Origin of the sequence: Acinetobacter sp. CE-15, from assembly GCF_051059255.1 — a bacterium.
Taxonomy (GTDB): domain Bacteria; phylum Pseudomonadota; class Gammaproteobacteria; order Pseudomonadales; family Moraxellaceae; genus Acinetobacter; species Acinetobacter guillouiae.
Window position 1 is genome coordinate 4,150,888 of sequence record NZ_CP192737.1, and the last position, 15,368, is coordinate 4,166,255.

The 15,368-nt window shown below is 39.6% G+C and carries 16 protein-coding genes; 9 read left to right on the top strand and 7 right to left on the bottom strand.

Annotated features, from left to right (window positions below):
• The first annotated feature begins 3 nt into the window (after nucleotides 1–3).
• The 5 genes from asd to truA all read left to right on the top strand — a co-directional run bounded on the left by asd (nucleotide 4) and on the right by truA (nucleotide 5,964).
• On the top strand, nucleotides 4–1,122 hold the full coding sequence (gene asd, locus ACQ7EO_RS19035) for an aspartate-semialdehyde dehydrogenase (RefSeq protein ID WP_434278383.1): 1,119 nt from the start codon (nucleotides 4–6) through the stop codon (nucleotides 1,120–1,122).
• A 162-nt stretch (nucleotides 1,123–1,284) separates the two neighbouring features.
• The gene (locus ACQ7EO_RS19040) at nucleotides 1,285–2,790 is read left to right on the top strand and encodes a hypothetical protein (RefSeq protein ID WP_434278384.1); all 1,506 of its coding nucleotides are present in this window, start codon (nucleotides 1,285–1,287) and stop codon (nucleotides 2,788–2,790) included.
• A 46-nt stretch (nucleotides 2,791–2,836) separates the two neighbouring features.
• Complete coding sequence (locus tag ACQ7EO_RS19045; RefSeq protein WP_034611634.1) at nucleotides 2,837–4,135, top strand: hypothetical protein; 1,299 nt, start codon at nucleotides 2,837–2,839, stop codon at nucleotides 4,133–4,135.
• A gap of 48 nt (nucleotides 4,136–4,183) precedes the next feature.
• Nucleotides 4,184–5,158, top strand: a complete 975-nt coding sequence (locus ACQ7EO_RS19050) for an asparaginase domain-containing protein (RefSeq protein WP_434278385.1) — start codon at nucleotides 4,184–4,186, stop codon at nucleotides 5,156–5,158.
• A gap of 8 nt (nucleotides 5,159–5,166) precedes the next feature.
• Nucleotides 5,167–5,964 (top strand): tRNA pseudouridine(38-40) synthase TruA, encoded by a 798-nt coding sequence (truA, locus tag ACQ7EO_RS19055; RefSeq protein WP_434278387.1) that lies wholly within the window; start codon nucleotides 5,167–5,169, stop codon nucleotides 5,962–5,964.
• Nucleotides 5,965–6,049: 85 nt separating this feature from the next.
• On the opposite strand, the gene ACQ7EO_RS19060 is transcribed toward truA, so the two are convergent.
• The gene (locus tag ACQ7EO_RS19060) at nucleotides 6,050–7,060 is read right to left on the bottom strand and encodes an AraC family transcriptional regulator (RefSeq protein ID WP_004818793.1); all 1,011 of its coding nucleotides are present in this window, start codon (nucleotides 7,058–7,060) and stop codon (nucleotides 6,050–6,052) included.
• 228 nt (nucleotides 7,061–7,288) lie between these two features.
• Here ACQ7EO_RS19060 and infA point away from each other — a divergent pair, with 228 nt between their 5' ends.
• Both infA and ACQ7EO_RS19070 read left to right on the top strand, forming a co-directional pair.
• Complete coding sequence (gene infA, locus ACQ7EO_RS19065) at nucleotides 7,289–7,510, top strand: translation initiation factor IF-1 (protein ID WP_004718087.1); 222 nt, start codon at nucleotides 7,289–7,291, stop codon at nucleotides 7,508–7,510.
• Between the two features lie 360 nt (nucleotides 7,511–7,870).
• Nucleotides 7,871–8,245, top strand: a complete 375-nt coding sequence (locus tag ACQ7EO_RS19070; RefSeq protein ID WP_004818791.1) for a hypothetical protein — start codon at nucleotides 7,871–7,873, stop codon at nucleotides 8,243–8,245.
• A gap of 145 nt (nucleotides 8,246–8,390) precedes the next feature.
• On the opposite strand, the gene leuB is transcribed toward ACQ7EO_RS19070, so the two are convergent.
• The 4 genes from leuB to leuC all read right to left on the bottom strand — a co-directional run bounded on the left by leuB (nucleotide 8,391) and on the right by leuC (nucleotide 12,299).
• A complete protein-coding gene (leuB, locus tag ACQ7EO_RS19075) occupies nucleotides 8,391–9,470 on the bottom strand; it encodes a 3-isopropylmalate dehydrogenase (protein WP_004718091.1) in 1,080 nt (359 codons plus the stop codon).
• A 42-nt stretch (nucleotides 9,471–9,512) separates the two neighbouring features.
• The gene (locus ACQ7EO_RS19080) at nucleotides 9,513–10,073 is read right to left on the bottom strand and encodes a hypothetical protein (RefSeq protein WP_434278388.1); all 561 of its coding nucleotides are present in this window, start codon (nucleotides 10,071–10,073) and stop codon (nucleotides 9,513–9,515) included.
• Nucleotides 10,074–10,178: 105 nt separating this feature from the next.
• Nucleotides 10,179–10,829: a 3-isopropylmalate dehydratase small subunit gene (gene leuD / locus ACQ7EO_RS19085; protein WP_004718096.1), complete on the bottom strand. Its 651-nt coding sequence runs from the start codon at nucleotides 10,827–10,829 to the stop codon at nucleotides 10,179–10,181.
• 21 nt (nucleotides 10,830–10,850) lie between these two features.
• Entirely contained in the window at nucleotides 10,851–12,299 is a 1,449-nt protein-coding gene (gene leuC, locus ACQ7EO_RS19090; protein WP_004818782.1) for a 3-isopropylmalate dehydratase large subunit, read from the bottom strand.
• 424 nt (nucleotides 12,300–12,723) lie between these two features.
• Between leuC and ACQ7EO_RS19095 the strand changes: the two genes are divergently transcribed.
• Entirely contained in the window at nucleotides 12,724–12,972 is a 249-nt protein-coding gene (locus tag ACQ7EO_RS19095) for a DUF2061 domain-containing protein (protein ID WP_171066891.1), read from the top strand.
• 29 nt (nucleotides 12,973–13,001) lie between these two features.
• On the opposite strand, the gene ACQ7EO_RS19100 is transcribed toward ACQ7EO_RS19095, so the two are convergent.
• The gene (locus ACQ7EO_RS19100) at nucleotides 13,002–13,487 is read right to left on the bottom strand and encodes a hypothetical protein (protein ID WP_434278390.1); all 486 of its coding nucleotides are present in this window, start codon (nucleotides 13,485–13,487) and stop codon (nucleotides 13,002–13,004) included.
• 574 nt (nucleotides 13,488–14,061) lie between these two features.
• Here ACQ7EO_RS19100 and ACQ7EO_RS19105 point away from each other — a divergent pair.
• A complete protein-coding gene (locus tag ACQ7EO_RS19105) occupies nucleotides 14,062–14,919 on the top strand; it encodes a LysR family transcriptional regulator (RefSeq protein WP_004718104.1) in 858 nt (285 codons plus the stop codon).
• A 118-nt stretch (nucleotides 14,920–15,037) separates the two neighbouring features.
• Here ACQ7EO_RS19105 and ACQ7EO_RS19110 read toward each other — a convergent pair whose 3' ends face one another.
• Nucleotides 15,038–15,280: a DUF2789 domain-containing protein gene (locus ACQ7EO_RS19110; protein ID WP_434278392.1), complete on the bottom strand. Its 243-nt coding sequence runs from the start codon at nucleotides 15,278–15,280 to the stop codon at nucleotides 15,038–15,040.
• Nucleotides 15,281–15,368: the final 88 nt, after the last annotated feature.

Genomic DNA, 15,368 nt, shown 5'->3' on the forward strand with positions numbered 1-15,368 from the left:
GACATGAAAGTAGGTCTGGTCGGTTGGCGCGGGATGGTTGGTTCTGTCCTTATGCAACGTATGGTTGAAGAGAATGATTTTGCTCATTTTGAGCCATTCTATTTCTCTACCAGTAACGCAGGTGGTGAATCGCCTGCTTTTGGTGGTAAAACTGCTCCAGCACTTATGGAAGCGACGGACATTACCAGTCTGAAGCAAATGGATGTCATTATTACCTGTCAAGGTGGCGACTATACATCAGAAGTCTTTCCTCAGCTAAAAGCTGAAGGTTGGAAAGGCTATTGGATCGATGCAGCTTCTACATTACGTATGGATGATGAAGCAATCATCGTACTCGACCCAGTCAACTTAAATGTTATCAAAGACGGTTTGGTCAATGGTATTAAAACATTTGTTGGCGGTAACTGTACGGTTTCTTTGATGTTGATGGGCATGGGTTCACTGTTCCAACACAATTTGGTGGAATGGATGACGGCGATGACGTATCAAGCCGCTTCAGGTGCTGGCGCGCAAAACATGCGTGAGCTGATCACAGGTATGGGCTATTTATATAACAATACTCAAGACTTGTTAGATGATCCACGTTCTGCGATTTTAGACATCGACAGCCGAATTGCCGAATTACAACGTGGCGAAGCTTTCCCGAAAGCAAACTTCGGTGTGCCTTTAGCGGGTTCGTTGATCCCTTATATTGATAAGCAACTTGAAAGCGGTCAATCTAAAGAAGAGTGGAAAGGTCAAGTTGAAACCAACAAAATCTTAGGTAATGCTCAGATTGTTCCAATTGATGGTCACTGTGTACGTATTGGTGCAATGCGTTGTCACTCTCAAGCCTTAACATTGAAATTGAAAAAAGATGTTCCGCTTGATGAGATTGAGGACATGATTCGTCAGTCTAACCAATGGGCAAAAGTGGTTCCAAATACACGTGATGCATCAATGACGGATCTTACTCCAGTCACTGTAACAGGTACTCTATCTGTGCCAGTAGGTCGTTTACGTAAATTAAATATGGGTAAAGAGTATTTAGGCGCATTCACTGTAGGTGACCAATTACTTTGGGGTGCTGCTGAGCCTTTACGTCGTATGTTACGTATCTTAATCGACTATAAAAATGCTTAAAGTCACAAAAAACTCATAAACAATGAAAAAGCCGATCTATCTTGATCGGCTTTTTTATGTAACTATATTTATGTAACTCTAATGTTAATATTTTACATATAGACTACAGCTAAATATTGTATTATGGGGATGCCTTGAACTTTGTCAGAGCAATGGATAGAGATGACTGTATATAACAAATTAAAAATTGCCATTTTAGCCATCATGACGTCGCAAGCGGTGAGTGCGATTACAATAGACCCGATTCAAGTTCAATCAGGGTCTGGTGATCTGCTTTATGCTGAAATGAAGTTTAGTAATGCAAATCCAAATGAAAAAATAGAAGTCGGATTAGCCGATGCAGATGATATTCAAAATATTGGTATTTCCACGCAAGCACCTGGACATTTAAATTTTTATACTCGTCGTTCCGGAGATGGCACTGGGGTGATTGTGATTACCTCTTCTCGTCCGATTGTTGAATCTGAATTAAATATATTATTAAAAGTCAAAGAAGGCAGTGCGACCCATATTCAACAAGTCAAAGCCCCATTGACCCGTGGGCGTAGCAACCTCCCTGCTCCAATGAGCAATGCTTTAGTCAAAGAAAAGCCTCTGACACCTCAAATCATCGTCAGCGAAAAAGATATTGCATTAAATTTACCAACCAGCACGCAATACCACGTGACAACGCCAGAAGTCGTAACTCCACCAGCTATGGCAACCAAAGCAACGACGACAACGGATTCAGCTGGTACTTTAGCGATTAATGTAATTGCACCACCAGCACTCAAAACAGAACAAAAACCAACCACAGTTGCGACAAACACACCGCCTGCGGCTACAACCAATACTCCGAACCCTCTTCAAAGCAATCATCAAAGCAGTGCTCAGAATACGCCACAAACACCAACGGTAACTGTACAACAAGTGCCTCAGCCACCAGCCGCAAAAGCACCAGTGCAATCTGCAAAAGCTCAGACCCCACCCGCTAAATTAGACGAGCAAAAAGCAGAATCACAAAAGCCAAAAGATTCCAAAGCTGAGACCAAGCAAGCAAAATCGAATGAGCCTCGCATAGCGAAATCGAAAGCGGAGTCACAAAAAGCGCTTAAACAGGAAAAAGCCAATAAAGCATTAGATAAACAACCTAAGCATATTGTTCAGGCCAATGAGTCACTGTGGAAAATTGCTTCTCGGATTGCAGCAGAAACCAATCAAAGCGTTCCAGAAGTGATGCGACAAATTAAAGCAAATAATGCCAATGCGTTTATTCAAGGTGATGTAAACCGTATTCGTCGTGGTGCTGCGCTCAATCTTGCAGCAAGCTATCGTCAAATACCACAAAGCAAAAATAAAGTTGCAACGACTGCACCTGAAATTGCCAAAAAACAATCGGGTTCTGCCAAATATCGTTTAGACCAAGCAGAAATGAGTTTAGTCGCAGACAATGAACAACCCGCTGCTCAGAGTCAAGGAAAGCAAAATACACAGTTGAATCAGACCACTACTGAATTATCTACAAAAGTTATGACTTCTCGTGAAAAAACGGTTAAATTACAGAAGAATGTGAACCAACTTGCAGCAGGTTTACAACAAAAGAATCAGCGAATTCAATTATTAAATGCTCAGCTCGCTCAATTGCAACAGCAATTACAACAGCAGAATGCAAAAAAACCAAATAGTTAGGATATTCAAAATATTGATTCATTGTGCTCAATGAAGGGGAAATAAAATGTTGTTGTATGTGATTCCATTTGTTCTACTCTTGGTCGTGGCGATCGTGCTCAAAAAACGAGAGGATGCCAATAAAGAGAGCGCCAGTACCAATAACAAAAAAAGTAACAATAAAAAGACGTCAAAGAAAAATGTTGCACGCACTGCGCGTACCTCAAAAAAACAACAGACCACTGTTGTTGAAGATGAAGTTATTGTTAAACAAGCAACAAAACCATTAAGCCCTGAATTAAAAACTAATATTGAAAAGCTGATTGCTGAGAAAAACTATTTTTCTGCTGAAGCAAAAATCAATCAAGTTTTAAACCAAGACAATGCTCAACATGAACTTTATCTTTATCTTTTAGATGTGCATCTGGCACAAAAAGATGAATTTGCAGTGAATCAGTTGATTAATCATATTCGTTCATTGGGCTTAGACGAAATCGTCATTCAAGCCGAAGAACGACGAAAAGCCAATCAAGCTGATCATCCAGTTGAATCGATTGCTTTTGAGCCCTCAAGCCCTGTCGTGCCAGAAAGCAAAAATACAGCTGCCTTTGATGCCTTGATTGGAAATACAGAAACAATTTCACAACCCGCTGTATCTAAAACCGAAACGCAAAATCTGGCACAAGTCGATGCGCTAGAATTCGATCATTCAACGCTTGTTGAGCAGAAAGTTGAGACACCGCAACAACCTGTTCAGCCTTTAGAATTTAATTTAGATCCTGCACCTGAAAAAGCGCCAACAACAACACCTGAGCTTTCTTTTGAAGTAGTTCCTCCTGCCCCAGAAATTAAAACTGAAACTGTTAAGCCGTTAGAGTTCACGTTTACAGCAAATGAACCTACAGCAATTCCAGTTGAAAAAGCAGCAGAAGTTGAAGTCGCACCAGAATTCAAACTTGATTTTGCTGAACCGATTACCCCAGTAGCTACTGAAGAAAGCACACCAGTACGTGAGTTTGAATTTAAACTCACGCCTACTGAACCAGAGACACAGCCTACTTTTAGTTTTGATTTAGATCCAAAACCTGAAACAGTTGAGCAAGTGCATAGTACAGCAACACTTAGCCTTGAAACGCCTAGTGAAGCTGAAACCAGTCTGGCCATAGATGCAAACGACCCATTACTCCATTCATTCCCTGAGCTGGCTCAAGTGAATGAAGTTCAATTAAATTTAGACCTTGCTCAACAATATCTAAATTTGGGTGCATATGCTTCCGTTCGTGAGCTACTCTCACAAAATGAAGCAGCGTATACCGCTGAACAACGCCAACAATCACAAAATTTACTCAATCAAATAGCTTCTTAAATCTATTCGTCTTAAGATAAAGCAGTCATGAATGGCTGCTTTTTTATTATGAACAAAAAAATTGCTTTAATTTACATGGGTGGAACTTTTGGCTGTATTGGCGAGCCTTTAGCGCCGATGCCTGATGCTGAGTTTATTCCACAACTCAAAAAGGTCTTAGCACCTCAGTTTAAAATTGAGTGCTTTAAGGCGCCCAGTATCAAAGACAGTAGTGCATGTACAGCCATTGACTGGCTTATGCTGATTCAACAAATACAAAGCCTACAACTCCAAAATTTCCAACACTTTGTCATTATTCATGGCACAGACACGCTCAGTTATGCTGCGGCGACCTTATCACGCTTTTTAGCTGAGTCCTGTCATGTCGTCCTTACTGGAAGCCAATATCCACTGCTCAATATTCAAGGGGACAATACTCGAGAATTCACCGATGCGCTGGATAATTTAAATACCGCACTGGATGCCGTCACTCGACTTCCTGTAGGCGTGTATTTGGCTTTCTACCATCAAGTGATTCATGCCAGAACCACTTTAAAAGCCCATAGCACTGCTTTAGATGCATTTAAAGGACTCAAAGCCGAACAGCAAATAGCGGTAGATCATTCCGTCATTCAGGTACAACTTTCACATATCGAAAAAGCCAAATCGCTCAATATCGTCAATTGGATGATGGTGCCGACTGAAATATTACAGTTTGAACATAATCTGGAAATTTTCTCTAAACAGGCTCCGCATTTCTTGATCATTCAAGCTTATGGGGTAGGTAATTTAGCCGTAAATGCGGGCATTATGCAAAAAATTAAAAGCTTGCAGGAAAATGGCTGCCAAATCATTTTATCGACTCAAGTGCCTCTAGGCGGTATGGATCAACGCTATGCGATTAGCCAATGGATCAAAGATTCAAAAATTTTAGCCAGTGATGCACTGAGCCAAGCAGATCTTTATGCCAAAATTGTTAAAATTTATTTACAATACCCCTCTTCGGAACAATGGCATGACCATTGGTATGATCATCCTGAATAGAGGTATTTATGCAACGTTTTGCAATTGGTATTGAGTTTTGTGGCATGCGATATAAAGGTTGGCAAACTCAACAGCCTGGCGTACGTAGTATTCAGGAAACCATGGAAAAGGTGCTCAGTAAAATTGCCGATGAGCCCATTATTTTACATGGTGCAGGTCGTACTGACGCGGGTGTCCATGCGACCAATATGGTCGCCCACTTCGACACCAATGCGATTCGCCCTATACGTGGCTGGTTAATGGGTTCAAATAGTCAATTGCCCAAAGACATTTCAATCCAATGGATTAAAGAAATGGATAACGATTTCCATGCACGTTTTAAGGCAAAGGCACGTCGTTATCGTTATGTGGTCTATCAATCGGCAAATCGCCCAGCCCTGTTACATAAACAAGTGACACATGCCTATTATCCACTCAATGTGGATAATATGATTGAAGCGGCGCAAAAATTTCAAGGTACGCATAATTTTGAAAGCTTTCGTGCTGCGGCATGTCAGTCCAATCAACCTGTACGTCATGTCAAACATTGCCGCTTAATTCGCCATGGCAACTATCTAGTTCTCGATATTCAGGCAGATGGCTTCTTACACCACATGGTACGTAATATCATGGGCTGCTTACTCGAGATTGGCCAAGGTCTATATGAAGTGGATCATATTGATGAAATTTTTGCGGCACAAGATCGTAAAGCGGCAGGAATCACCGCACCACCAGATGGGCTTTATTTTATTCATGCAGATTATCCAGAACAGTTTGAATTACCTCAACCACCGTTAGGGCCACATTGGTTAAATATGCCTGAATAATTTTTGCGGCTACATATAAAAAATCCTTCTCAATAGAAGGATTTTTTATTAAAACTGTTCAGTTCGTTTCCCGTAAACATACGACTTAACGCTGTTTACGCTTTCTATATTCCACAGGCGTTTCATTGGTCCAGCGTTTAAATGCGCGGTAAAAAGTACTTGGCTCAGAGAATCCAGTCAAATAAACAATACGCTCAACACTTTCGGTGGTATTGGCCAATAATTTCTTGGCTAAGCGACAACGATAATCTGAAAGAATTTGCTGAAAGCTGGTGTTGGCTTCCGAAAGCTGTGTACGTAAACGACGTGGGGTAATGCTGAGTTGTGCAGCAACAGTTTCAAGGGTTGTTTCACCACTTTCCAAAGTGGAGCCTATGGCACGGCGTACTTCACCCACCAAATCATAACGTGCAAGCTCTTGTAGTTTTTCAATTGCAAGTTGTTCATGCAATTGCAATAACTCAGGCTCCGCTTGCCACAATGGATATTCTAAAATTGAAGGATCAAAATAAAGACGTGTCTCCTTTTGCCCTAAACTGACAGGACAACCATAAACACGATAGTACTCACCATCAGAAGCACCATTGGTGAAATTAAAATCGATATAAATCGGTTCAAAACGTCCTTCAGTGATAAATTTAAAGAAGCGTAAAATCCCTGAAATAGCACATTCTGAAAAATGACGATTGACGATGTTCTCACCCCAAGGCTGCTCACCATTGGTTAAATAACAACGTCCATCGTCATCAATGATCAATTTGGCATGAAATGCATCACTAATTAAACGTTGATAAGCCAAAGCACGCTTTAAGCCTTCGCCAAAGTTTTCACTTGAAATAAACAGGTGTTCGATTACTTGCCCACGATACAGTGGCAAGTGCTCTCCGAGGTGTAAACCAATATCTGGATCATTACTGACTTCCTCCGCAGCGACCCAAAATGCAAATTGTGCATTCAACGGTGTTCGAGCATTTTGGTCAACCTGACCCAATGCTACCCCAGCCTTTGATAATATTTCTTCTGTCGGCAATCCTGCACGACGGATCGCTTGATAGCCTAATCGTAAAACAACCGAAGCATCAGTTAGCTGACTCACGCAGTGCCCTTCCTTGTATGTTATTCATTTATACTTAAAACATTTAATTTAGATTACAGTCGATTGACCAAACTGACAATATTTATCCGCTTTTTTTTGTAGAAATTGTTTAACAATATGTTCGCTTATTTTCAAGTCATCTACCGCCTTGTAATGCCGAATATTCTTGTCTTTCTGCAAAAAATTGCCTATAATTTGCGCCTTTCCAATTTGATCATCAGGTAGGCTATGGCCAATAAAGAGGAACTTATCGAGTTCGAAGGCGTTGTCACCGAAACGCTTCCTAATACTATGTTCCGTGTGCGTTTAGAAAACGGTCACGAAGTGATTGCTCACATTTCTGGTAAAATGCGTAAACACTATATTCGTATTTTAACAGGCGATAATGTAAAAGTTGAAATGACTCCATATGACTTAACAAAAGGTCGTATTACATATCGTGCACGCTAAGTTTTAGTGTAAGCAAAAGCCACTTTTAGGTGGCTTTTTCATTATCCACAAGATTTACCCTCCTGCTTACGATCTTTTATCGTCTGGCAACTATACATCTGACACATTAAAATCTGTTTCCTATACCTATTTATCACTTGTAATCCATTTACTTCAAAGTTGATAGCACTAATTTGTTCTAAATTTTAATACAACTGATCTTTTCACAGCTTCACCAATTCTGTCTGTTTGACGCTTATTTAGTAAAATCTATATGACTTGGTTTGCTCTGTAACCAAGCTACATACATATGGCTGTATATTTATTATACTGAATAGAAATCATTTCTAAATTAAGTTAACTATGGATTAGGTGAAACTTATGAAAATACATGTATGTATGTTTTTATTGGCATCTGTTGCACTTGTTGGATGTAAAAGCTTAAACACCCGACCTGCAAATTTAGATCAATATTTACAGCAATTTATTGGTAAAACCAGTGCTGAAATTCAAAGTACCCTAAATTTTCGGGCTTTGGGATATAAGGTGAGTGATAAAATTCAAACCACCAGTAACACCTTAAGCTATACCATTCTTAGACAAATCAATATCCCTATGGCAGGAAGCAATGCGATTGTAGGCTCTACGATTGCCATTGCCACACCAAGCTATAACATTAATTTTAATTGTAAAGTCATTTTTCTATTAAAAAATGGTGTTGCTGAATCTGTTGAGTATTTAGGTCGAGCCTGTTAGCTGTTTTAAAGTGAATCTAATACCCATCGCTATAATGACGAGAATATGGATAGACTTTTATCAAAACTTATCAAAAGCTAAAATTTAACAATAAAAAACACAGCTTAAGCTGTGTTTTTTATTACCAACCATTTAAAACAGGTATTTAAGCAATCGCCGCAACGACAGCCTCGCCCATTTCAGCCGTACCAACTTTACGCATACCATCAGACATAATATCGCCAGTACGCAAGCCTTGGTCTAAAACTTGCCCTACAGCATCCTCAATGGCTTTTGCAGCCACTTCTTCACGGAAGGTGTAGCGTAGCATCATTGCCACAGAAAGAATGGTTGCAAGTGGATTAGCAACGTTTTGGCCAGCAATGTCAGGAGCAGAACCATGACAAGGTTCATACATACCTTTGCCATTCTCATCTAAAGAGGCAGATGGAAGCATACCAATAGAGCCGGTTAGCATTGCTGCTTCATCGGAAAGAATGTCACCAAACAAGTTCCCTGTCACAATCACATCAAACTGTTTTGGCGCACGAACCAATTGCATTGCTGCATTATCGACGTACATATGTGAAAGTTGAATATTTGGGTATTGTTGTTCTTTAAGTGCAGTCACTGTCTGCTTCCAAAGCTCAGTCACTTCAAGCACGTTGGCTTTATCCACTGAACAAACTTTACCACCGCGTAAGTTTGCCATTTCAAAAGCAACTTTTGCGATGCGTTTAATTTCAGACTCTGAATAAACGTCAGTGTTATAACCTTGCTTCTCACCATTTTCGAGTTCACGAATACCACGTGGTTGACCAAAGTAGATGCCACCCGTCAATTCGCGAACAATAAGGATATCTAACCCAGAAACAATCTCTGGTTTAAGACTAGACGCATCCGCCAATTGCGGATAAAGGATTGCAGGGCGTAAGTTAGCAAATAGATTTAATTCACTACGAATTTTCAATAAACCACGTTCTGGGCGAATTGAACGTTCAATATTATCCCATTTTGGACCGCCTACAGCACCCAGTAAAATTGCATCTGCTTTTTTCGCTTGTTCCGCTGTTACAGCAGGGTAAGGTTCGCCATGTGCATCAATTGCTGCGCCCCCTAACAAACCCTGTTCCCATGTTAAACCTAAATTAAATTTATCATTGACACGTGTCAGTACTTTTTCAGCAGCAGCAACGATCTCAGGACCGATACCATCACCTGCCAAAATCAAAATTTGTTTAGACATTTGTAGTTCCATTTATTTTTCAGTATCTATACTGATGTGAGATTAAATCTTCTGTTCAACAAATTCGCTCACGCCCGTCACCGCATTATGCGGGCGACAAAAACGGCGAATTGTCCGTTTTTCTTGAATCATATCGACACATAGTGGCGTCGGTGAAGAAACATTCAGTAAACTTCCTGAACCCTGTGACCTTAAGCGATACATCTTAAATGTGTATTTTTGATTTGCTTTAAAATCATGAATAACATGGAAAACTTCAGCATGCTGTTTAGTGATTGGATAGAATCGAATCACCATCTCATATTGCTGAGGTGGAATCGTTAAATAAACACCATTTTGATCTAAAGGCTCACCCGTTAATTTGAGATAACCTTTTTGAATGGCGCTACGATTGGCACGTTCATCCATGATAATCACATCATTTAAGCGCGCAAATTCACAATGCTCTGCACCTGAACAATAGACAGAAACCGAATTTTGGCTGACATGTTTATTTTCAGCTTGCTTGATACGCATTAAATCAACCATTTGAGTGGATTGACATGCACTAAGCATAAAGCTTGTTAAACCGATTAAAACACTGCAACTCAAAAACTTAGTCATTGCTCAACCCCAACCCTCACTTCACTGAGTCAACATTCATTTTGTTATACTCGCATGTTAGCAAGAGTTAGGCATTCACGCTATGTGTAAAATGTTCGCTGAAAATTAACCTTGAATTTCAGCAAATACCCAAGGGCGTGATTGTTTGGTTTTTTCTTCATAAGCACGAATTTCATCCGCAGCCTGTAAAGTCAAACCAATATCATCCAAGCCATTCAATAAACAGTGTTTACGAAATGGATCGACTTCAAATTTAAAAGCTTCACCACTTGGTGTACGGACTTCTTGAGCTTCTAAATCAATGGTTAATTGATAGCCTTCCTGAGCAGCACATTCTTTAAACAGTTGATCCACAACAGATTCAGGCAAAATCACTGGCAACATGCCATTTTTAAAACTGTTATTGAAAAAGATATCTGCGTAGCTTGGTGCAATCACAGTACGAAAACCATACTCTTCCAATGCCCAAGGCGCATGTTCACGACTCGAACCGCAACCAAAATTGGCACGAGAAATTAATACAGATGCCGCTTGGTAACGTGGCTGATTCAAAATAAAATCAGGATTCTTCGGACGTTTAGAATTGTCTTGCCCCGGATAACCTTCATCTAAATAACGTAATTCATCAAATAAGTTATCCCCAAAACCGGTGCGTTTAATTGATTTTAAAAACTGCTTTGGAATGATTAAGTCGGTATCTACATTGGCACGGTCTAAGGGTGCAACAATACCCTGTTCAACGGTATAAGCTTTCATCTCTTTGCTCCTTAAGCCTGATTAGAATGAACGTACATCAACAAAGTGACCTGCAATTGCTGCCGCAGCGGCCATTGCTGGACTGACAAGGTGAGTACGTCCACCATTGCCCTGACGGCCTTCAAAGTTACGATTTGAAGTCGATGCACAATGTTCACCCGGTTGTAACTTGTCAGCATTCATCGCCAAACACATTGAACAACCTGGCTCACGCCACTCAAAACCAGCTTCGATCAAGATTTTATCTAAACCTTCCGCTTCCGCTTGTTGTTTCACTAAACCAGAGCCAGGAACAACCATGGCCTGTTTAATACTAGACGCTACTTTTTTACCTTTTGCCACTTCTGCAGCAGCACGAATATCTTCAATACGTGAGTTGGTGCAAGAACCAATGAATACACGGTCTAATTGAATATCAGCCAATGCCTGACCTGCATTTAAACCCATATATTGATACGCACGGGTCCAGTCATTACGCTGCACATCATCTTTGGCCTGTTCCAAAGTTGGAACTGCTTGAGATACAGGAATCACCATCTCAGGAGAAGTGCCCCAAGACACTTGTGGTTCAATTTCTTCACCATTTAAAACCACGATCGTATCAAAATGTGCATCTTCATCAGAATGTAAAGTATTCCAATACGCGACTGCCGCATCCCACTGTTGACCTGTTGGTGCATAAGGACGATCTTTAACATATTCAATCGTTTTGTCATCGACAGCAACCATACCAACACGCGCACCGCCTTCGATTGCCATATTGCACACGGTCATACGCCCTTCAATCGACATATCACGGAATACCTGACCACCAAATTCAATCGCATGCCCTGTACCGCCAGCCGTTCCGATTTTACCAATAATTGCCAAAACCACGTCTTTTGGGGTAACACCTTGACCTAATGTTCCGTCAACACGCACCAACATGTTTTTCATTTTCTTCTGCACTAAGCATTGTGTTGCCAATACATGTTCAACTTCTGACGTTCCGATCCCGTGTGCCAAACAACCGAATGCGCCATGTGTCGCTGTATGCGAGTCACCACATACCACCGTCATACCCGGTAAAGTTAAACCTTGTTCTGGCCCAACGACATGTGCAATACCTTGACGCACATCGTTAATGTCAAACTGCACTACATTAAAGGTTTTACAGTTATCGTCTAAGGTCTGAACTTGGATACGAGAAGTATCATCTTCAATCCCAGCAATCCCTTCTGAACGCTCTTTGGTTGATGTAGGAACATTATGGTCAGGTGTTGCAACGTTAGCACTTAAACGCCAAGGTTTACGCCCAGCAAGTTGTAAGCCTTCGAATGCTTGTGGAGAAGTCACTTCATGCAATAAATGACGGTCGATATAAAGTAATGCTGAACCATCATCACGTTGTGTTACAAGATGGTCATCCCACAATTTGTCATACAAAGTTTTTACTGATTCTGTTTTTGCTTTTTGGTTTTCGCCTGCCATGTCGAAATGCTCCACTGGACTGGGTAATTCTTTCATTCACTCAATTATAACCACGTTTTTACATAAATCTAATTTATCATTTTTATTAATTTAAAAACTTTTTGGAATTGATTTTATTCAAATAAATGCTCCTAAAATCACCTTTATAAAGTATTTAAATCAATGATATATTTTCAATGACTTTAAAAGCACTTGGCTTAATCATCAAGAAAAAAATAGAGCTTAGACAAATAAATGTACGTCCTAAACCATAAATTAAGCAAATCCATGATTTAAAAAGAACTCAATACGTCCTATATCAACAATCACGATGCAATGTATAAAGAATAAAATATCGCTTTATCCAATCAACATTAATCAAAAAAACCTTTTTACATTACAATTGATAATGATTATTATTTAACTATTGAATTAATAAGTGGTGATTCTCATGGCGAGTATCCAAAATTTCCTACAAAGCAATCAACGTGTTTTCAAAAAAACCTTAAGCTATTACATCATGCATATCACAGTAGCAATGCTGGTTGCTTATGCGGTGACTGGTAATTTTTGGATGGCTGTGACATTAAGTTTACTTGAACCGACTGTACAAGCATTTGCATTCTTTTTCCATGAAAAGGCTTGGAATAAACGAGACCAAAAGGCAGCACAAAGCACTGAAATTAAAATCTAAATCAGATGTATTTTCTGTGGCTGGAGGTGTTAATCACCACCGCCTCCACCACAGCTGCTACAACTACTACAAGAGGAAGATGAATCAGAACTTGTACTATGTGAATGGCTCGAATCACTGGATGAACTTGATCCTGAACATGAGCTAGAAGAACATGATGATGTTGCAGAAGCCTGTGGAAAATCTGAAGTTGAACTCATCATTTGGCTATACATTGTCATCATAAACGGTAAGCTAAAAATTAAACCCCGCTCCCATCGAACATGAGCATCAACCTGAAAAATTCGAGGTAAGACCTGTGTGTTTTGTGGATTCAATCCATGTAAAGCACATGCCCCATGCCAAATATTGAACAATTGCTGTCTTTGAGCAGCTCGCTGTGATTCTGTTACTTGTAAATCATGCGGTTTATGAATCAGTTCATAACCTAAAAAACGTTGGCTCATGGACTGATAAAAGTCATCAAATTCTTCAATCAATATATGCCATAACGCATCCACTGAGTGTGAAGGCATTGCATAAGCTCCCCTACGCCACAAATGAATTGCTAAATAGTCTTTAAAACCCTCTTCAATCAATGGATAAGAAGATTGTCGAATGTTTGGATGTCTTTGTTTAAAAGCAAGCCAAATACGATTTGGAAATTTAAAATTCTCCAACTCTTGCATTTTTCTTAGGCGATTTAACCGAAGCTTCAACCAAATTATGCTGAGAATAGCGATGATAATGATGGGGAAATAGATATTGAAAAAATATACAAAGATTAAGCCTAGAGCAGAAAATATCAGTATCGTGGTAAAAAATCGAAGCCAAGTTTTAGAGAAGGTATTTCTAGTATGTTGTTGAAAATAGTGAATGGTGGTGTTTGTTGGTTGATTCAAATAGCTTTCCTTTTGTTGTTTTTATGCGCTGACTATAAATGAGCTTTGCTTAAATTGTATAGTAAAAAGTTGTATTAAAATTTTTCCAAAGCACGAATAGAACCAGTCACTTTGCTAAAAATAAAAAAATTTGAAAATTACTTTGATTAATTCTTAAATTTTCTAAATAATGAATTACGCATAAAAATTCTTTATGGATGGAAATATTATGAATCTCGCTGCTTTTGAAGCCTTTGTCAAAGTTATGGAAACTGGTTCGATTTCTATGGCAGCAGAACATCTGTTTATTACTCAGCCAGCTGTCACCAAACGCATACATAGCTTAGAAGAATATTTCGGCGTCAAACTTTTTGAGTCTGCAGGTCGTGGTGTTCAAGCCACACATGCAGCGCATTCATTATTACCTAAAGTAAAAAACTGGTTAAATGAATTGGGAGATATTCACCATACCCTGAGTCATGAGCAAGGTGAAGTTCGAGGAAAACTCAAGATTGGCACCAGTCACCATATTGGCCTACACCATTTACCACAGCATTTAAAAAAATATGTACAGCACTTTCCTGAAGTCAAACTAGATGTACATTTTGTGGACTCTGAACAAGCGCATGAACAAGTGCTTGCTGGGGATTTAGAACTGGCATTTTTAACCCTTCCGCCACAAGGTGATGAGCGTTTGCGTTATATCACGATTTGGAATGATCCTTTGGTATTCGTGGTTGCACCTTTTCATCCTTTGGCACAAAAAAAGAACCTTAAGCTTGAAGATCTGATCGAATACCCGAGCTTATTGCCAGCAGCACAGACTTATACCAGTCAAATCACCTTGGCAGAATTTGAAAAGAAAGGTTTAAAGCCAAAAATTACCATGAGCAATAATCCGCTTGAATCTATTCGGATGTTGGTTTCCATTGGTTTAGGTTGGTCTGTTCTACCTAAAACATTGTTAAATCAAGACTTACAACAACTTGATATTCGTTTTGAAATGAACCGCCAATTGGGTATGGTTTGGCATCCTGGACGTACCCAGTCTAGAGCTGTGCAGGAATTGATTGAGATGATGAAATAATCCCTACAATAAAAATCCCTTATCTTGTTACTCAAGATAAGGGATTTAAATATTACACAGGAATGGTCGTACTTATCTTTCCCTTCATTCCCTTATAAAGTCTTCATTGCACAATTTTTTACTTCACCGAGTCTTCATGTAGAGACTCGTTTAACTGATCAACCACTAATGCCCATTCCCCATCAGATTTAATTTTTTCAGCAAGAAACTGACGTTGTCCCTCACTCCAATAAGATGCGTCTGTAATTAGAGTATCTGCATCCAACTGGTGATTTTCAATAAAACTTTGAATTGTTTCTTCGCTAGAATCCAAACCGAGTTGTTCAAATAAATTGGTCATTCTTGGACGTGTCTGGCTCATTATATAATCTCCGTCAGTTTTAAAAGTGCTCAAATCAACATAGCATTTTTACACTATAAATGAAGTACAAAATCTTCATTTATAAAAA